This is a genomic window from Tatumella sp. JGM130 (assembly GCF_018257525.1).
Classification (GTDB): Bacteria; Pseudomonadota; Gammaproteobacteria; order Enterobacterales; family Enterobacteriaceae; genus Tatumella; species Tatumella punctata.
This window is the reverse complement of record NZ_JAERJS010000045.1, coordinates 1-19,160: the sequence shown is the minus strand read 5'-3', so window position 1 is coordinate 19,160 and position 19,160 is coordinate 1. Positions and strand designations below refer to the sequence as shown.

The window sequence follows — 19,160 nt, the reverse complement described above, 5'->3', positions numbered from 1 at the left end:
CGGTAACGTTGAACCCGGAACGGGAAAAACAGGCGGCTTAAATTAACCGGGGGTGACAACTACCTTGACACTTACCGTAAGCCTTGACACAGAATAATGAACACCCTCAATAGCCTCTTTACTGTCAGATTTTTCCTGATATTACATCAATTATGTGCTGTATGTGGTGTCTAATCTGATATTCTTTATTTTTCCCCAAACCGGGAAACGTTCTGCTTTTATAATGCTCGTTATATTTTTCTAATGCTTTATTAGAGCCGTACTCTGTGGCCCTTGTTCTAACTTCCTTTTCAATTTTATCGGTCATTTGTAAGAATTTTGACGCTACGTCGCCAATGTCTCTATCAGTATCATTCGAAACAAAATGTTCTATCCATATATCACCGCTTGCAGGATGTTTATAAATTAAATGAGATGCAACGGCACCAGCCTTGCCACCACCAATCTCAAGTTTTTTCCCGACTATAGTGAAATCACCGATACCTAATACTGTTTTACCAATTTTTTTATGTTTATCCGTGAAAACTTCTTGGCCAAAGTAATCTGCATTCTTATCTAATTTGACGAAGTTATCTTTCACTTCAATAAGTTTATTTTTAGGGATCTCATTAAATTGAAAATCAGTAACATTACCATCAATAGTGATATGAAATTCAATAACTTTTAATTTTGTTAACTTGGAAAATTCCACATCGCTAATACTTGGCTTGTTGTATATTAAAGCAACATTTGAACCTTCAAATGCTTTTAAGAAACCATTAACAGTTTCAATTGCTACACTTGAGTCAACTATAAGGGTGGGGATAAGTGTTTTACATTTATCTAAATTATTTTTAATCGTTGCTACAAATTTTCTTCGAGCCTCTATATCTTTGCTAAACTCATGTTGTTTTGGATTGATGACTAACATGACCCTCTTGTTTTTCTCTGAAAGTATCTCTAAACAACGTATAAGTTTATCGGTTTTGGTTAGCACGGGTTCAATTATCGGTATAAACAACTCAGCATTAGTACAACTTGTTGCCAATTCTCTTAGCGCTAACAGCTCAGAACCACGACCATATAGATATGGACTATACGGTAATGCTACCAACTTGCTGATTTAGTGTATGATGGTGGTTTTGAGGTGCTCCAGTGGCTTCCATCTCCATCTGTTGTCCCTCCTGCTCAGCTACTGAAGGCGTGGTGCGTAACGGTAAAAGTACTGCCGGACATCAGCGCTATCTCTGCTCTCACTGCCGTAAAACATGGCAGCTACAGTTCACTTACACCGCCTCTCAGGCCGCAGTCGGTAAACTCACGCATACAACCGGGCAGTGACGTCATTGTTTGCGCGGAAATGGACGAACAGTGGGGTTACGTCGGCGCTAAATCACGCCAGCGCTGGTTGTTTTACGCGTATGACAGGATACGGAGGACGGTTGTGGCGCACGTATTCGGTGAACGCACGTTGGCCACGCTGGAGCGTCTTCCGGGCCTGCTGTCGGCCTTTGAGGTCGTGGTATGGATGACGGATGACTGGCCGCTTTATGAATCACGCCTGAAGGGAGAACTGCATGACAAAGTCATTGGACATTATCTGAACATAAAACACTACCAGTAAGTTGGAGTCATTACCCCTCAATCAAACGTGAGAAGTCGTCACCTTTAAAACTGGTCACATTTTCAATACCCAGATCGGAAGCAGACTGGTTGATAGTCTCTACCGCATAGAACTTTGCACCAGTCAGGCGCGGGGCTAACAGGTAAGATGAAATTAAGGTTTTACGAACACTGCCACTGTAATTAATTACCGCTACTTTCATAAATCACCTCAGAATTTTTTGTTGAACTTCTTAGGGTCGAAATTCTCACCGATTTTATTGAAGAATTCTTTATCAATAATGCCGGGACTCTCTGCTTTTTCACTTTCCTGCGCTTCAGGCTCAGACGGTTGTGTATTGTGCAATACACTTTCCGCTGCACCCTTCGCGCTACTCTTATCATGTGTATTGTGCAATACATTTTTTCGGTTTTGCCGCGTTCTATACAGTGCCATCTCAAGCCCTTTGGCTGTTACCGAAAAGCTGTATTCGCTGTCGAGGATTTCAGCAATTTCATGCCGCGTTAGCCCTCTGTCCAGCCAGTTCTCGATTTCATTTAGGCGCAATCTGACAGCAGCCGATAAGTTGCGGGGTTTCAGATCTGCTGGTTTATTCATAACCCCCTCCGTTGTATGAAAATGACTCTACAACACTCGTAAGAAGGGGGCAATCGAGTTTTGTAGTTTATCTGTAGTTTTCTTGTAGTCTATTTGTAGTCTTCCAACACTAAGGCAAAACGTTTTTTGTAGTTTATCTGTAGTTTATCTGTAGTTTTTGGTTGCTCAGATGGTCATGCAAGCATGACCATCAAAGAATAGGACGCTTTTTAGCCAAATGACCCTTAACCTACGGAGATCGCCCTACCAAAAAAAGATGATTTTTTATCCCTTAACCTGCTATACACCTAACGCAGCGTGATAAATCACTCTATCACACTGATTTAAAAGAAAAAAACCAAATTTAGCCATGCTGCGGTATTACCCAGGTATTACAAATCCAATCTAACTTACTGATTTAAAACATTTTTTATTTATTACTTTGGTAATACTATGATTTCACCGTATTAGACACCCTTTTTTCGTTTAAAAAATGCACAAAGTGAGGGCTGAATGCCAACAATAACCGCAAAAGTATCAGATGAACTTTTGGCCTATATAGACCAGGTTTCAGGTGGTAATCGGTCAGAGTATCTGCGGCGCTGCCTTGAAGCTGGCCCAGGTGATCTGGAGTCCGGGTTGAAAATAGTTACCAACCAGCTGAGCGACGTAAATCGCAAACTGGATTACCTTTTTGACCGTGCTTCAGATGCGGATTTTGGCTCACTGCGCGATGAGCTGAAGGCAATAACCGAAACGCTATCTGGCGTAACATTCCCACCGGCAGGACAGATGATGTTGCATGAATCACTCGCTATTGAAACGCTGATCCTCCTACGTTCGATAGCAGAACCGGGTAAAACCAAAGCGGCAAAAGCAGAGGTTGAACGTAACGGCTATAAAGTCTGGGAACCAAAAAAGGAGCGCTGAAATGGACGATAGAGAAAGAGGCTTAGCATTTTTATTTGCAATTACTTTGCCGCCAATAATGGTATGGTTTCTAGTTGCTAAATTTACCTACGGTATTGACGCATCAACGGGGCTTTGTTGAATAAATCAGATTTCGGGTAAGTCTCCCCCGTAGCGGGTTGTGTTTTCAGGCAATACGCACGCTTTCAGGCATACCTGCTTTCGTCATTTTGTTCAGCGCTCGTACCAGGGCCATAGTCTCCGCAACCTGACCATCGTAGTCACGCAGCGTCAGTGAACCCCCGAACAGCTGTTTTACCCGGTACATCGCCGTTTCCGCTATCGAGCGACGGTTGTAATCTGTTGTCCATTTCCACCGCGCATTACTCCCGGTCATTCGCTGATTAGCCACTGCACGGTTACGGTCTGCATATTCACCGGGCCAGTAACCCGCACCTTTTCGGGGCGGGATAAGCGCGCTGATTTTCTTACGCCGCAGTTCATCGTGACATAGCCGGGTATCGTAAGCGCCATCGGCGGCGGCTGACCTGATTTTCCGGTGGGTTTGCCGGATTAACCCGGGGAAGGCCTCTGAGTCCGTAACGTTGTTCAGCGACAGGTCAGCGCAGATGATTTCATGTGTTTTACTGTCAACGGCGAGATGCAGCTTACGCCAGATACGGCGGCGTTCCTGGCCATGCTTTTTGACTTTCCACTTTCCTTCACCGAAGACCTTCAGCCCGGTGGAATCAATTACCAGGTGTGCGATTTCACCCCGGGTGGGCATTTTGAAACTGACGTTAACCGACTTTGCCCGCCTGCTGACACAGCTGTAATCCGGGCAGCGTAGCGGAACGTTCATCAGAGAAAAAATGGAATCAATAAAGCCCTGCGCAGCGCGCAGGGTCAGCCTGAATACGCGTTTAATGACCAGCACAGTCGTGATGGCAAGGTCAGAATAGCGCTGAGGTCTGCCTCGTGAAGAAGGTGTTGCTGACTCATACCAGGCCTGAATAGCTTCATCATCCAGCCAGAAAGTTATGGAGCCACGGTTGATGAGGGCTTTATTGTAGGTGGGCCAGTTGGTGATTTTGAACTTTTGCTTTGCCACGGAACGGTCTGCGTTGTCGGGAAGATGCGTGATCTGATCCTTCAACTCAGCAAAAGTTCGATTTATTCAACAAAGCCGGTTTGCAGAGATATGGGGATCTTTAATGGATCCTTTGTTGATCATTCATGGATCTGTTTACTGGATCGGGCCTCTGGATATGTGGATAAATCATTCCAGAAAAACAGCATACACTACCGATTATGAAGGCTTCAGGGCGTACCTGCTCACTGTAACTACAGATCCATTGCGCTTCCTCGCCGGTTCGCGGGCTTCGCCCGGTCACCGGTCTGCGGCGAGCACTGTTTTTCTGATGTCTGTCTTTACAGGTAATTTTTGACGGAATCTGCCGTACTTCCTGAGCGTACGGTCATATCCGAAGTACACTTCATATGTGTGTTTCAATGCCAGGGATTGTGTATACAAACTACAGGCAAAGTCTGGTTATCACCGGTGGTAGGCTGCTCCGATGGAAAAATTGTGAACGGATTGACACCATGCCGGATAACTCTGTCGATATAAGACGGTCAAAGATCGTGGCGTTGACAAGTACAGCGTCTGCACGCCGCAGAGCTTGGCATGCACCGCCTTGATGAGGTGGTTGATACGCTGCTTGTCCTGCAGAAGAAGCACCGGATACGGTTTGATGTCTGGCTGGTCGTTAAACGGGATCACGCCATTATTTCGTTCTTCGATCAGGGGATGAATCCTGCAGTGCCCAGGGTTACCTACTGGGGCACTGTTGCAAAGTTAGCGATGAGGCAGCCTTTTGTCTTATTCAAAGGCCTTACATTTCAAAAACTCTGCTTACCAGGCGCATTTCGCCCAGGGGATCACCATAATAAAATGCTGAGGCCTGGCCTTTGCGTAATGCACGCATCACCTCAATACCTTTGATGGTGGCGTAAGCCGTCTTCATGGATTTAAATCCCAGCGTGGCGCCGATTATCCGTTTCAGTTTGCCATGATCGCATTCAATCACGTTGTTCCGGTACTTAATCTGTCGGTGTTCAACGTCAGACGGGCACCGGCCTTCGCGTTTGAGCAGAGCAAGCGCGCGACCATAGGCGGGCGCTTTATCCGTGTTGATGAATCGCGGGATCTGCCACTTCTTCACGTTGTTGAGGATTTTACCCAGAAACCGGTATGCAGCTTTGCTGTTACGACGGGAGGAGAGATAAAAATCGACAGTGCGGCCCCGGCTGTCGACGGCCCGGTACAGATACGCCCAGCGGCCATTGACCTTCACGTAGGTTTCATCCATGTGCCACGGGCAAAGATCGGAAGGGTTACGCCAGTACCAGCGCAGCCGTTTTTCCATTTCAGGCGCATAACGCTGAACCCAGCGGTAAATCGTGGAGTGATCGACATTCACTCCGCGTTCAGCCAGCATCTCCTGCAGCTCACGGTAACTGATGCCGTATTTGCAGTACCAGCGTACGGCCCACAGAATGATGTCACGCTGAAAATGCCGGCCTTTGAATGGGTTCATGTGCAGCTCCATCAGCAAAAGGGGATGATAAGTTTATCACCACCGACTATTTGCAACAGTGCCCTTCATGATACGATAACCCGTAATCATCAGTGCCGCTCAATGTGGCAGTTACTGAAAAAGGTCCGCCATTTTATGGAAACCGCCAGCCCATTCCCCGGAGGAAAACATGGTCAGGCAAAAGTGTAGCGGTATTAGGCGCAGCTATTTAGTCTGCTTTGTGCAGTGTGAGTTTTACATCATCAAAATGGTACAAGGAGACAGTCTGTCACCCTGTAGACGTTGACGCTGTAAGCCACGCATACAGTACGGTAGCGTTACGCATTTTGGTTGCGATAGCCAATGGCGGTAGCGTGTCTGAAATTTCTAAAAATGTGCCAGAGTGGCATTTTACTCATTGAAAAACGAGAGAGAGTATGAAGATCCTTGTCACCGGTGGCGCCGGGTTTATTGGTTCTGCCGTCGTTCGTCATATTATTGAGAATACCCAGGATGAAGTCCGCGTCGTGGACTGCCTGACTTACGCAGGTAATCTCGAGTCTCTGGCCTCCGTGGCCGACAATACGCGCTATTCTTTCTCGCGTACGGATATTACCGATGCCCAGGGCGTTGCTCAGCAGTTCAGTGAATTCCGGCCTGATATCGTGATGCACCTGGCGGCCGAAAGCCATGTGGACCGCTCCATCGACGGTCCGGCGGCCTTTATTCAGACCAACCTGATCGGCACCTTTACTCTGCTGGAAGCGGCCCGTCACTACTGGTCCACGCTCGATGCGGCTGCGAAGCCGGCCTTCCGCTTCCACCATATCTCCACCGATGAAGTCTACGGTGACCTCGACGGCACCGACGATCTGTTTACCGAAGAGACCCCGTACGCGCCGAGCAGCCCGTATTCGGCCTCCAAAGCCGGCAGCGATCATCTGGTCCGTGCCTGGAACCGCACCTACGGCCTGCCGGTGGTGGTGACCAACTGCTCCAATAACTACGGTCCGTACCACTTCCCGGAAAAACTGATCCCGCTGACTATTCTCAATGCGCTGGCGGGCAAACCGCTGCCGGTATACGGCAACGGGCAGCAGATCCGCGACTGGCTTTACGTCGAAGATCACGCCCGCGCCCTGTATAAAGTGGCGACCGAAGGTGAGAGCGGAGAAACCTACAATATCGGCGGCCATAACGAGCGACAGAATATTGATGTGGTCCGAACCATCTGCAGCATCCTGGACAAGGTGGTGGAGCAGAAGCCGGCCACTATCAGCCACTTTGCTGATCTGATCACCTTTGTCAAAGACCGCCCGGGTCATGACCTGCGCTACGCGATCGACGCGTCAAAAATTGCGCGCGATCTGGGCTGGGTACCGGAGGAGACCTTTGAAAGCGGGATTGAGAAAACGGTCCGCTGGTATCTGGATAACCCGACCTGGTGGCAGCGCGTGCTGGACGGCTCCTACGCCGGCGAACGTCTTGGCCTGAATAACTGATTAAGGATATAAACCCATGAAAGGTATTGTTCTGGCCGGCGGCTCCGGCACCCGTTTATATCCGATCACCCAGGGCGTGTCTAAACAGCTGTTGCCGATTTACGATAAACCGATGATTTATTACCCGGTATCGGTGCTGATGCTGGCCGGGATCCGCGATATTTTGATCATCACCACCCCGGAAGATATGCCGGCATTCCAGCGTCTGCTGGGCGACGGTTCGCAGTTCGGGGTGAACTTCAGCTACGCCATTCAGCCGTCACCGGACGGTTTGGCGCAGGCTTTTATTATCGGTGAAGAGTTCATCGGGAATGATGCCTGTGCGCTGGTGCTGGGCGACAACATCTATTTTGGCCAGAGTTTTAGCAAGAAACTGGATGCAGCGGCCGGCAAAACGTCTGGCGCTACCGTGTTTGGTTATCAGGTGCTCGACCCGGAACGTTTCGGCGTGGTGGAATTTGACGAGCACTTCCGGGCGCTGTCTATTGAAGAGAAACCGCTGAAGCCCAAATCTGACTGGGCGGTAACCGGCCTGTATTTCTACGACAACGACGTGGTGGAGATGGCGAAAGCCGTGAAACCGTCTGCGCGCGGCGAGCTGGAAATCACCACCCTGAACCAGATGTATCTGGAGCGCGGCGATCTGCAGGTGGAGCTGCTTGGACGTGGTTTTGCCTGGCTGGACACCGGTACGCATGACAGCCTGATTGAGGCCTCACAGTTCATTCATACCATTGAGAAGCGTCAGGGGATGAAAGTGGCCTGTCTGGAAGAGATCGCCTTTAGAAATAAATGGCTGTCTGCAGAAGGGGTGGCGATGCAGGCTGAAAAGTTAAAGAAAACTGAATACGGTGCCTATCTCAAGCGTCTGCTCAGCGGATATTAATCACCTGCCAACCGTTTACAGGGTATTTAATCATGAAAATTTTACTGATTGGCAAGAACGGCCAGGTGGGCTGGGAGCTTCAGCGCTCGCTGTCGACGCTGGGAGAGGTGGTGGCGGTTGACTACTTCGATACAGAACTGTGCGGTGACCTGACCAATCTGGACGGCATTGCTCAGACCGTCCGCCAGGTGAAACCGGATGTGATTGTGAATGCGGCAGCGCACACTGCCGTCGATAAAGCCGAAAGCGAGCGTGAACTGTCTGACCTGCTGAATGACCGCGGCGTGGCGGTGCTGGCAGAAGAGTCGGCGAAGCTGGGCGCCCTGATGGTGCATTACTCCACCGATTATGTGTTCGACGGGGAGGGGAGCCACTATCGTCAGGAAGAGGAGGCCACCGGGCCGCTGAATGTCTACGGTGAAACCAAGCTTGCCGGTGAGCTGGCGCTGCAGCAGGCAAACCCCCGCCATCTGATTTTCCGCACCAGCTGGGTGTACGCGACCCGTGGGGCGAACTTTGCCAAAACCATGCTGCGCCTGGCCGGTGAGAAAGAGACGCTATCGATCATTAACGATCAGCACGGCGCGCCGACCGGGGCAGAGCTGCTGGCGGACTGCACTGCCATCGCCATCCGGGAAGCGCTGCGCAATAAGGCGGTTGCCGGGATCTACCATCTGGTGGCTAGCGGTGAGACGAGCTGGTATGACTATGCGCGCTTTGTGTTTGATGTGGCGAGAGCTAACGGCGTGCAGCTGGCCATCAAAGAGGTGAACGGTATCCCGACAACGGCGTATCCGACCCCGGCAAAACGGCCGCTGAACTCGCGGTTGTCGAATGAGAAGTTCCAGCGCGTATTTGGCGTGACGCTCCCGGACTGGCGCCAGGGCCTCGAGCGGGTGATTGTGGAAGTTTCAGGCAAGTAGGTAAGCAGACAAAATGAATATTATTAAAACAGACATTCCTGACGTACTGATATTTGAACCCCGGGTGTTTGGTGATGCGCGCGGTTTCTTCTTTGAGAGTTTCAGCAGCAAGGTGTTTGATGAGGTGGTGGGCCGTCATGTCGAGTTTGTGCAGGACAACCACTCGCAGTCTCAGAAGGGCGTGCTGCGGGGCCTGCATTATCAGCTGGATCCGCATGCGCAAGGCAAACTGGTGCGCTGCGTTGAAGGTGAAGTGTTTGATGTGGCCGTCGATGTACGCCGCTCATCGCCGACGTTTGGTCAGTGGGTGGGCGTGGTGCTGAGTGCGGAAAACAAACGTCAACTGTGGATCCCGGAAGGATTTGCGCATGGTTTTATGGCCCTGAGTGAGACGGTGCAGTTTGTCTATAAAGCGACCAACTACTATGCGCCACAGTCTGAGCGCAGTATTCTCTGGAATGACCCAGAGATAAATATTGAATGGCCAAACCAGGATGTATTGATTTCCGATAAAGATAAAGTCGGTGCATTGTTCCTTGATGCTGAGGTCTATGAATGAGTTTTGTCGTTAACCAAACCCGTGAGCTATTTAAGTCACTCATTTCTAACCGGCGGTTAATATATACATTAACTCGTCGTGAAGTGATTAGCCGGTACCGCGGTTCAGTATTAGGGCTGCTCTGGTCATTTTTCACACCTGTCCTTATGCTTGTGGTATACACCTTTGTATTTAGTGTCGTATTCCAGGCAAAATGGAGTGAGGGGAGCACGTCGCGTACAGCATTTGCATTAGTACTGTTTTCAGGGTTAATTATATTCAACTTATTTTCTGAATGTATTAATCGGGCTCCGACTGCCATACTTGCAAATGCGAATTATGTGAAAAAGGTAATATTCCCATTGGAGGTATTACCTTGGGTCAATTTATTCGCTGCATTATTCCATTTTTCAATTAGCTGCCTGGTTTGGCTTATCTTCTATATTGTAGAAGTCGGCATGCCTCATATCACCATCCTTTTACTACCGTTTGTCCTCCTGCCATTGGTTTTAATGATTATGGGACTGAGCTGGTTTTTAGGTTCTTTAGGTGTTTATTTGCGTGATGTTAGCCAAATAGTTGGTATAGCCACTATGGTGCTGATGTTCTTATCGCCAATATTTTTCCCGACGTCTGCTCTTCCCGAATCAGTAAGGCCACTATTATTACTTAATCCACTGGCTCAATTTATTGAACAAGCCAGAGATGTAATGTATTGGGGGCGGATTCCAGAAATTAGACCATACTTAGTTGGGTTAATCGTCAATGCAGCAATTGCATGGGCTGGATTCCTTTGGTTCCAGAAAACACGGAAAGGGTTTGCAGATGTCATCTGATAATATTATTGAGATAACGGGTTTAAGTAAATGTTATCAAATTTATGACTCACCAAAAGATCGTTTGATGCAGATGTTCTTTCGATCTCGTAAACAGCTTTACCGTGAATTCTGGGCTTTAAAAAATGTTAGTTTTTCCCTAAAAAAGGGTGAAACGGTTGGCATTATCGGCCGTAATGGCTCGGGCAAATCTACTTTGTTGCAAATGATTTGCGGCACGCTGACACCTACAGATGGTACGGTGAAGGTTAATGGCCGTATAGCTGCATTGTTGGAGCTTGGTGCGGGGTTTAACCCTGAGTTTACCGGTCATGAAAACATTTTTATGGCGGCCTCTTTGTATGGTTTGACGAACGAGCAAATCAGACAACGCTACGATAAAATTCTGGCTTTTGCTGATATCGGCGACTACATCGATCAACCGGTAAAAACTTATTCCAGTGGTATGTATGTCCGACTGGCATTTGCCGTTATTGCTCACGTTGATGCTGATATTCTTGTCGTTGATGAGGCGCTTGCTGTTGGTGATGCTGTATTTACCCAGAAATGCATGCGCTTTATCCGTAAGTTTAAAGAGAATGGCACCTTACTGTTTGTGAGCCATGATACTCAATCAGTAATTAACTTATGTGATAAAGCTATCTGGCTTCATAAAGGTGAAATGATTTCATCTGGTAAAGCCAAGGCTATTACAGAAAAGTATCTGCAGTATACCTTGCAAGAGGTTTACGGTGATGAAACTAAACTTGATGATATTAAAAATAATAAACAAGATGACGTTTCTACTGAGCGATCCCAAGTTGCCATTGCTGAAAATACGACTGCTAATGATACCTTCGACTATAACTCTCAATACAGTATTGATAACAATCTATCAGATGCTAATGGCTGGAAAACCGGTGCCGGCGAAATTATCGATGTGTCATTCAGTGATGTGGCAACCGGGAACACCCACCACCTTTACAAAGGTGGAGAAAAAGTCAAACTACGAATCACCGCTAGTATAAATGAGTCATTTGACTCACCGATATTAGGTTTTCTGGTTAAAGATCGTTTGGGTCAGGTTCTATTCGGAGAGAACACGTTACCATTCACCAATAAAAATGCATTTTCTGTAGGTGCAGGTGAGAAAATGACTGCTGAGTATGTGTTTACATTACCGATGCTGCCCAATGGGGAATATTCGATGATGGTCTCATTGGCTAACGGTGATATAAATAGCCATGTCCAGCACCACTGGTTACATGATGCCTTGATAATCAATGTTTCTTCAAGTGATGTACGTTGGGGACTGGTCGGTATTAAGTTTGATGATGTGAAACTGGAAAAAGAATGAAAAATTTAATTGAGCTCTATGACGAGCATAACGGAAAATCATCAGATAAATGGGATATTTATCTCCATACATATCACCAGTACCTTTCCAGTTCCAGAATGTCTGTCAAGAATTTTCTAGAAATTGGTGTGCAAAACGGTGGTTCATTAGAAATATGGAGAAAGTATTTCCCCGCCGCCGAGAATATCGTTGGTTGCGATATCAATCCTGATTGTGAAAAATTAAAATATAATGATGATACAATAAAGATTGTAATTGGAAACTCGTCAACTGAAGACGTGAAAAACCGGATTCAGGATATTGCACAATCATTTGATTTGATTATCGATGATGGTTCTCATGATTCATCCGATATTATTAAATCTTTCTTGCTGTACTTCCCTCTGGTTAATGATGAGGGAATTTATATTATCGAAGATTTACATTGTAGCTACTGGCAAAACTTTGAAGGGGGACTCTATGACCCATTTTCTTCAATGGCATTTCTTAAAAAATTAGCCGATGTGCAAAACCATGAGCATTGGGGGGTTGAGCTAAGTGCTGATGAATTCTTACAGCCTTATTATGAACACTATGGTTGTGAACACTTAGGCTCTATCGACTATAGCGAAATTCATTCAGTTACTTTTATAAACTCGCTGTGTATCATTCAAAAAGGTAAAGCAAAATCTAATCTTCTCGGTATTCGGCATATTGTCGGAGACGAAGAAAGCGTTGTCCAGGGTAATAAGGCCCACAACGGTACTTATATGCCGGCAATGCTGCAGGCTCATAATTTTTGGAGTTCATTACCACTTCATCCAGAAATGGAATGGCAGAAATTAGTTGTTGCAGAGCAGGAGCTGACTAAAGAGATTCTGGCTCAACAGAAAAGACTGAAAGAACTTCAAAACCACATAAGTAAACAAGAGCAGCATATTCAGGAAGTTAATACAGTACTTGAAGAAAAAGAGCATCTCATCCAACGCCTGAGTTTTGATAACCAGGCGTTACGGGATTCAACGAGCTGGCGTATAACCAAACCGATACGTTTAGCCATGCTTAATCTCCGCCGGGCTAAAAAAGCGGCCAAAACCGTAACGCATGTGACGAAAACTCACGGTGTTGCTTACACCTACAAAAAGGGCATGGCGGTATTTAAGCGTGAAGGTATTTCGGGCGCATTACAGCGAATCAGGCATGTTGCGGCATTCCAGAGTATGCAAGCAGTACGCGTTCAGAAGGAATTACCTGCAATTAATCTCGATGCCACTAAAATACTGAGCCTGCGAGTACTGATCATTGCAGAGCTATCAATACCTCAGTGTCGTAAGTATCGTGTTGATCAGAAAGTTGAGTTATTTAAAAAGCTCAATATACCTGTAACAGTACTCAACTGGCATGATTGGCAGTCATGTATTGATGCGTTACAGAGTCATTCCTTGATAATTTTTTATCGAGTACCGGCATTTGACAGTGTTCATCGTATTTTTGATGAATGCGATAGACTTAATCTCCCAACGTACTGGGAAGTCGATGACCTTATCTTTGATGCTGAAGTGATGAGGAATAGTCGTACCTTAAATGAGCTAGATAAAGATGTCTTCCAGGGGTTACTGGATGGTGCTCATTTATATAAATCGGCAATGTCACGTTGCAAGTTTGCTATCGCATCGACGCCTCATCTTGCAGAAGAAATGGTCGCTGCCGGTGTGAAATATGCGTTTGTTGTTGAAAATGCGCTTGATCCAGAAACTGTGGTGACAGCCTCGTCATTGCCAGAAACACGAAAAAGTAACGAAGACAATATTATCCGAATCGTCTATGGTTCTGGAACCAGCACGCATAACGTTGATTTCCTTGAAGCCTCTGATGCGATTCTGGCAATTCTTAAAAAGCATAAAAATGTCCATTTCCGTTTGATTGGAACTTTAGGGTTACCAAAAGAATACGATATTGTACAAGCGCAGATAGAAAGAATAGAATTCTGCCCATATACTGATTACCTGAAAATTCTCAATGAATGTGATATTAGTATCGCGCCGTTGGAAAACTATGTATTTAATGATTCGAAAAGTAATATTAAATACATTGAGGCTTCCATTTTAGGTATTCCATGCATTTGTTCACCGCGACCTAATTTTTCCAACGTTATTAATCATGGCGAAAATGGTTTCTTGTGTGATGGCACGGAACAATGGGTATCAGTTATTGAGACATTAATAGATTCTGCCGAGTTACGTCATGCTGTTGGTCTGCAGGGTAAGCAGACCGTTCTGGCTCGTTACTCCCAGGAATTTATCGCCGAAAATCAGGTTATGCCACTGGTTGATGACTTTAATCATCCTGTGGAGACGGCTAAAAAGCAGATTTTATCCGTAAACTGCTATTATGGACCACGTTCTTTTGGTGGTGCGACTGTTGTTGCTGAAGCACTAAATAAACGCTTAAATACAAATGAACAGTTTGATATTCATGTGTTTACGGCGTTAAATCAAGATTATGGTCAGCTAAATAAACTTCGCCGCTATGAATTTGATGGGCAAGACTGCTATGGGATGGTTATCCCGGACGTATTGCCGTCGAAGAAGCAGATCGTGAATAATGACATCGATGCGGAATTTAAACATGTGCTCGATTTAGTCAAGCCAGACCTGGTGCATTTCCACTCGATTCAAGGACTCGGCGTTACGATGCTTGATATTTGTCATCAGCGTAATATTCCTATTGTTGTTACTGCCCATGATTACTGGTGGCTATATGAACATCAATTCATTCTGAGCTTTGATGAAAAACATAAGTTCAGGGGTTTGAGTAAAAAATTAGATAGTGCTCAACATCTTGATGATAACGATGACTATTATCAGATGAAGAAAAGAAGTGCATTAAAACTTGCAGATGTCATACTTGCGCCAAGTCTGTTCACCTCAGAGGTGTATAAAAGCGAAGGCTTTGACAATGTTCGCCTGAATAAGAACGGCGTCGCTGCTCCTTCTTCAGAACGAGTACGTCACCCTCATCAACCGTTGAAGTTTGGTTACGTGGGCGGAAACACGAATATCAAAGGTTTCCATCTGATCAAGAAGGTATTTTCTAGCATTCCGGCAAGTCAGGCCTGCTTAGTCATAGTCGATAATACTCTCAATCTTGGTTTCCCATCGTTTAGTCCGGACGATCTTGATGGTATCAATTCTGTTGAGGTTGTGCCGGCATTTACTCAAGCTGAAATTGATGATTTTTATGCCGGGATTGATGTTTTACTCTATCCAACACAATCCAAAGAGAGTTTTGGCTTGACTGTTCGCGAGGCCCTTATCCGTGATGTATGGGTTATTACCAGTGATGCTGGCGGTGCGGCAGAGGATATCATTGTTGGTGAGAATGGTTTAGTGATTCCCTTCAATAATGAAAGTAAAGATCTATCTAAGGCTGTGTCAGAAACGATTGAATATTTTGCGAAGAGAGATCCTACCAGACCTCTCACTCTTCCTCATTCGCACATTCGAAATTTTGATGAGCAATATGAAGAGTTGTCTTCAATTTATTTGGATGTTTTAAAGTAAAGGGCCTTTGGCCCTTTTATGGATATTACTTGTGAGTAACGAAATCCTTGCAATCACAGTAACATTTAATCCTGAAATTGAGCGTTTAGAGACACAGATTCGACAATTAGATAGCAGCGGTGTTGATATTTTGATTGTCGATAATGGTTCAGACAACAGCGCTGAGGTTTCAGCGCTGTTGAAGCAAGAATCAGCAACTGTGAATCTTCGTTTAATTGGTAGCAATGTTGGGATTGCGACTGCTCAGAACCATGGGATTGAGTATGCCAGGGCACAAGGCTACAGATATGTTCTCTTAATGGATCAAGATAGTGTACCTTCCGACGATATGGTTGATACACTTTATCATGCGCTTCAGAACCACGATGATGCTGCTGCCGTTGGCCCTGTATTTATTGATAGCAATGGGGCTAAACATTCTCGCTTTATTCGCGTTGAGGGGCTTCGGGTGAATAAAAACCTTGAGGCCGATAGCACCGGATGTGTCGACGTTGACCATTTAATTGCCTCCGGGTCATTAATACCAGTCGATGTTTTTGAAAAAATTGGTGGCATGGATGACTCGCTGTTTATTGACTATGTTGATGTTGAGTGGTCACTACGCGCACGATATCAAGGACTACGCTGCTACGGCGTATTGAATGCTGGTATGACGCACTCATTAGGGGAGCGCCGGGTTGCAGTCTTCAAGAGCAGTGTGGCTATCCATGCTCCTGTGCGTCATTACTATCAGGTGCGTAATGCAATATTGTTGTATAAAAGAAATTATATCCCGGTTAACTGGAAGGTAGTAGACGCCTATAAGTTAGTTGCTAAGTTAGCTGTTTTTATTCTCTCAGCTGAAAATAAAAGCTCGGAGATAAAAATGATTTCAAAGGGGTTTCTTGATGCTTTCAGGAATATCAGCGGAAAATATAAGTGATAACTGCAGTGGATATAATGTTGTGGACAAAGAAGTATCTGTAAAAATCTCGATTGTTACTTATTATATCGATGATGATATATTTCCGTTAATAGAGTCATTTTTAATCGCAGCACAAAAAACACCCTATTTGAACTATAAAATTGCGATTGTTGAAAATGGTTATAAAGAGAAAACAGAAATACATCGGCAGGTCGAAAAGAAATATCCATTCTGCACAGTCACCATTACCGGTGAAAATTTAGGGTATGGTCGTGCTCATAATTTAACCATCGATTCCAACTTTGATTACCATCTGGTGTTAAATCCTGACATTGAGTTTGCTCCTGATTCTTTACGTGTGGCATTTGAATTTATGGAGCAAAATACCCATTGTGGTCTGCTCTCACCACAGTGTCACTGGAGAAATGGCGACCGTCAGTATCTGTGTAAAAGATATCCTGATGTATCTGTTCTGTTGATTCGCGCTTTTGCACCAAGAGTTATTCAGGACATGTTCCGAAAGAAGCTGGAATATTATTGCATGAAGGATGAAATGCAGGCTGAAACCATTCTATGGAATCCGCCAATTGTCACCGGTTGCTTTATGCTTTTTAGAACCTCTGTGCTGACAGCTTTGGGGGGGTTCGATAAAGACTTCTTTTTGTATTTTGAAGATACTGATTTAAGTTTAAGAGCCACAAAAATGACAGATGTAGCCTATGTACCTGAAGTCAGGATGCTGCATCACGGCGGAAATGTATCGAGAAAAGGAATTAAACACATTCTCTTCTTTACGTCATCAATGGTGAAGTTTTTCAGTAAACATGGTTGGAAAATATGGTAATGACTCCAACTTACTGATAGTGTTTTATGTTCAGATAATGCCCGATGACCTTGTCATGCAGCTCCACCGATTTTGAGAACGACAGTGACTTCCGTCCCGGCCTTGCCAGATGTTGTCTCAGATTCAGATTATGTCGCTCAATGCGCTGAGTGTAACGCTTGCTGATAACGTGCAGCTTTCCCTTCAGGCGTGATTCATACAGCGGCCAGCCATCCGTCATCCATACCACGACCTCAAAGGCCGACAGCAGGCTCAGAAGACGCTCCAGTGTGGCCAGAGTGCGTTCACCGAAGATGTGCGCCACAACTGTCCTCCGTATCCTGTCATACGCGTAAAACAGCCAGCGCTGACGTGATTTAGCACCGACGTAGCCCCACTGTTCGTCCATTTCAGCGCAGACAATCACATCACTGCCCGGTTGTATGCGCGAGGTTACCGACTGCGGCCTGAGTTTTTTAAGTGACGTAAAACCGTGTTGAGGCCAACGCCCATAATGCGTGCACTGGCGCGACATCCGACGCCATTCATGGCCATATCAATGATTTTCTGGTGCGTACCGGGCTGAGAGGCGGTGTAAGTGAACTGTAGTTGCCATGTTTTACGGCAATGAGAGCAGAGATAGCGCTGATGTCCGGCAGTGCTTTTGCCGTTACGCACCACGCCTTCAGTAGCGGAGCAGGAAGGATATCTGATGGAAATGGAAACCACGCAAGCACCTTAAAATCACCATCATACACTAAATCAGTAAGTTGGCAGCATTACCGGACTATACATATGACTCCCTCCAGAGAGAAAAATGATCACATAAAGTTAAGCATCTCTACACTATCCCCAAAACCGTGAGGATCTTTTTACGTTGAACACTTGATAAAGCAGATGACATTCCCAACACACGAAGGCAACTAGGAAGGCAATTAACAAAGCTTACAATATCATCACTTGTCGTTCTGCCTCTCATTGCATTAATGTAAATATTGTGAGCTATATCCTGAGGGATTTTTTTAAATATATCCTCGCAGAATGCATAAATAAGCCCGTTGGGTAAATTGATCTTCTCGCCAATGAATTTTTCTATTGCTGGAAGGTATTCACTTCTTTTCAGCATACGAAAAATATATAATATATCAACATTAGCTAAATTTGACTCAGCATTTTTCACTATCTTAAGGCTACCTCTATTATTTAATGCAATAACACCAACTTTATCTGGAACAATCTCAGCATATTTTTCAGATAAATTTGGATGAGTAACCACATAAACTTTATCGAATGCTTTTAAATAATCTGGGGTTTGGGTTTGCAATCTCCGCGGGGTATCATATTCCGTTTTAATTTCATACGCTGTAGATGTTCCGTTAAAAATTGCAATATCAACAATAGACTTTCCGACATGAAGCTCACTTAATAAGGATGAGGTCCGGGGACTATGCCTCCCAAAAACTATTCGATTGGCTACTTCTGTTTTGTAAACATACTCATTTCTATAATTTCTGGATAACTCTTTATAACATTCACTAAAAAATGTATGTAATGGTTGCCCATCCTGCTTCATTTCATCAGAGAAAGACACAAAATCCAAGACATTAGACGGTTCTCTTCCCTTGGCTAAAGCCTCGAAAACTGGGCGGCTGAACACCCTTGAAAAAACTCTTATATTATCGATACTTAGCGCCATTGGGAAATCCATCATACTATTCACTGTTATATAATAGCACAATCATACCGTGAAAAAAATTGTCATATCTCGCATAATCGTTACTGCATTTCAAATCATTAAAATACTCTATTTCCAGTAAAATCTCTCTTAAAATATATTTATCAACCATTACAATATAATCAGTCAGCGTCTGTAATTTTCATTACATCATAAACGCTCATCTCTTTAATATGTCTGTTTTTATTTATAAAAAAGTAGAATTGGCGTAAAAAATCATTTTCTACTACTTTCATAGCTAAAGGTCGGTCTGCATCTCTAATATGATACCCTTGTCTAATTACCTTATCGTCATATTCATCTCTATAAATCAATCGTGATATTCTATCATCTGACAGAAGCACTTTCTTTCTTTCTGACCAAGCAAGTAAATCAAGCATTGGTATTATTCGGTAATCCCCCCGAAAAACCGTTGTGTTCATAAGTAGAATTTTCTACTAACCTGAATCGGGGAGAAATCTATGAAGA

Annotated in this window: 18 protein-coding genes and 3 pseudogenes; 13 read left to right on the top strand and 8 right to left on the bottom strand. The window is 45.1% G+C overall.

Features of this window, described 5'->3' with window-relative positions:
* Positions 1–124: 124 nt before the first annotated feature.
* On the bottom strand, positions 125–1,093 hold the full coding sequence (locus JK211_RS15460) for a sce7725 family protein (RefSeq protein WP_212709531.1): 969 nt from the start codon (positions 1,091–1,093) through the stop codon (positions 125–127).
* A 41-nt stretch (positions 1,094–1,134) separates the two neighbouring features.
* Between JK211_RS15460 and JK211_RS15455 the strand changes: the two are divergent.
* Positions 1,135–1,603: pseudogene (locus JK211_RS15455) on the top strand (IS1 family transposase).
* A gap of 10 nt (positions 1,604–1,613) precedes the next feature.
* On the opposite strand, the gene JK211_RS15450 reads toward JK211_RS15455, so the two are convergent.
* Both JK211_RS15450 and stbA read right to left on the bottom strand, forming a co-directional pair.
* Complete coding sequence (locus tag JK211_RS15450) at positions 1,614–1,805, bottom strand: hypothetical protein (RefSeq protein WP_000861580.1); 192 nt, start codon at positions 1,803–1,805, stop codon at positions 1,614–1,616.
* 8 nt (positions 1,806–1,813) lie between these two features.
* Positions 1,814–2,200, bottom strand: a complete 387-nt coding sequence (gene stbA / locus JK211_RS15445; protein ID WP_001039463.1) for a plasmid stabilization protein StbA — start codon at positions 2,198–2,200, stop codon at positions 1,814–1,816.
* A 492-nt stretch (positions 2,201–2,692) separates the two neighbouring features.
* On the opposite strand from stbA, the gene JK211_RS15440 reads away from it, so the two are divergent.
* Positions 2,693–3,109 (top strand): hypothetical protein, encoded by a 417-nt coding sequence (locus JK211_RS15440; protein ID WP_033548869.1) that lies wholly within the window; start codon positions 2,693–2,695, stop codon positions 3,107–3,109.
* 166 nt (positions 3,110–3,275) lie between these two features.
* Here JK211_RS15440 and JK211_RS15435 read toward each other — a convergent pair whose 3' ends face one another.
* Positions 3,276–4,244, bottom strand: coding sequence for an IS5-like element IS903B family transposase (locus JK211_RS15435; protein WP_077875605.1), 969 nt, complete (start codon positions 4,242–4,244; stop codon positions 3,276–3,278).
* A gap of 501 nt (positions 4,245–4,745) precedes the next feature.
* Between JK211_RS15435 and JK211_RS17145 the strand changes: the two are divergent.
* Positions 4,746–4,931, top strand: a pseudogene (locus JK211_RS17145) (hypothetical protein); the annotation flags it as partial.
* 52 nt (positions 4,932–4,983) lie between these two features.
* On the opposite strand, the gene JK211_RS15430 reads toward JK211_RS17145, so the two are convergent.
* On the bottom strand, positions 4,984–5,688 hold the full coding sequence (locus JK211_RS15430; RefSeq protein ID WP_001067855.1) for an IS6-like element IS26 family transposase: 705 nt from the start codon (positions 5,686–5,688) through the stop codon (positions 4,984–4,986).
* A 60-nt stretch (positions 5,689–5,748) separates the two neighbouring features.
* On the opposite strand from JK211_RS15430, the pseudogene JK211_RS15425 reads away from it, so the two are divergent.
* The 10 genes and pseudogenes from JK211_RS15425 to JK211_RS15380 all read left to right on the top strand — a co-directional run.
* Positions 5,749–5,877 (top strand): annotated as a pseudogene (locus tag JK211_RS15425) (IS630 family transposase); the annotation flags it as partial.
* Positions 5,878–6,104: 227 nt separating this feature from the next.
* Complete coding sequence (gene rfbB / locus JK211_RS15420) at positions 6,105–7,169, top strand: dTDP-glucose 4,6-dehydratase (protein WP_032695379.1); 1,065 nt, start codon at positions 6,105–6,107, stop codon at positions 7,167–7,169.
* Positions 7,170–7,185: 16 nt separating this feature from the next.
* Positions 7,186–8,055, top strand: coding sequence for a glucose-1-phosphate thymidylyltransferase RfbA (gene rfbA, locus JK211_RS15415; RefSeq protein ID WP_032695378.1), 870 nt, complete (start codon positions 7,186–7,188; stop codon positions 8,053–8,055).
* Between the two features lie 32 nt (positions 8,056–8,087).
* Positions 8,088–8,978, top strand: coding sequence for a dTDP-4-dehydrorhamnose reductase (gene rfbD, locus JK211_RS15410; protein WP_212709530.1), 891 nt, complete (start codon positions 8,088–8,090; stop codon positions 8,976–8,978).
* 13 nt (positions 8,979–8,991) lie between these two features.
* Positions 8,992–9,537, top strand: a complete 546-nt coding sequence (gene rfbC, locus JK211_RS15405; RefSeq protein ID WP_212709529.1) for a dTDP-4-dehydrorhamnose 3,5-epimerase — start codon at positions 8,992–8,994, stop codon at positions 9,535–9,537.
* The gene (locus JK211_RS15400; protein ID WP_032695375.1) at positions 9,534–10,352 is read left to right on the top strand and encodes an ABC transporter permease; all 819 of its coding nucleotides are present in this window, start codon (positions 9,534–9,536) and stop codon (positions 10,350–10,352) included. Before rfbC ends, JK211_RS15400 begins: the two co-directional genes overlap by 4 nt.
* Positions 10,342–11,688, top strand: coding sequence for an ABC transporter ATP-binding protein (locus tag JK211_RS15395; RefSeq protein ID WP_053882716.1), 1,347 nt, complete (start codon positions 10,342–10,344; stop codon positions 11,686–11,688). The genes JK211_RS15400 and JK211_RS15395 overlap by 11 nt, the downstream gene beginning before the upstream one ends.
* The gene (locus tag JK211_RS15390) at positions 11,685–15,230 is read left to right on the top strand and encodes a glycosyltransferase (protein ID WP_077890854.1); all 3,546 of its coding nucleotides are present in this window, start codon (positions 11,685–11,687) and stop codon (positions 15,228–15,230) included. Before JK211_RS15395 ends, JK211_RS15390 begins: the two co-directional genes overlap by 4 nt.
* Before the next feature lie 31 nt (positions 15,231–15,261).
* Positions 15,262–16,152 (top strand): glycosyltransferase family 2 protein, encoded by an 891-nt coding sequence (locus JK211_RS15385; RefSeq protein ID WP_170853788.1) that lies wholly within the window; start codon positions 15,262–15,264, stop codon positions 16,150–16,152.
* A complete protein-coding gene (locus tag JK211_RS15380; protein WP_061093484.1) occupies positions 16,118–16,978 on the top strand; it encodes a glycosyltransferase family 2 protein in 861 nt (286 codons plus the stop codon). Before JK211_RS15385 ends, JK211_RS15380 begins: the two co-directional genes overlap by 35 nt.
* Positions 16,979–16,988: 10 nt before the next feature.
* Here the strand turns inward: JK211_RS15380 and JK211_RS15375 are convergent.
* The 3 genes from JK211_RS15375 to JK211_RS15365 all read right to left on the bottom strand — a co-directional run bounded on the left by JK211_RS15375 (position 16,989) and on the right by JK211_RS15365 (position 19,114).
* Positions 16,989–17,686, bottom strand: a protein-coding gene (locus JK211_RS15375) for an IS1 family transposase (RefSeq protein ID WP_232210070.1) whose coding sequence is annotated in 2 segments (ribosomal slippage) — positions 16,989–17,437 and positions 17,437–17,686 — 699 coding nt in all. Because the reading frame shifts where the segments join, the coding sequence is not laid out codon by codon here.
* Positions 17,687–17,798: 112 nt separating this feature from the next.
* A complete protein-coding gene (locus JK211_RS15370) occupies positions 17,799–18,653 on the bottom strand; it encodes a sce7726 family protein (RefSeq protein ID WP_165777829.1) in 855 nt (284 codons plus the stop codon).
* A gap of 161 nt (positions 18,654–18,814) precedes the next feature.
* Entirely contained in the window at positions 18,815–19,114 is a 300-nt protein-coding gene (locus JK211_RS15365) for a DUF6387 family protein (RefSeq protein ID WP_256441192.1), read from the bottom strand.
* Positions 19,115–19,160 lie beyond the last annotated feature (46 nt).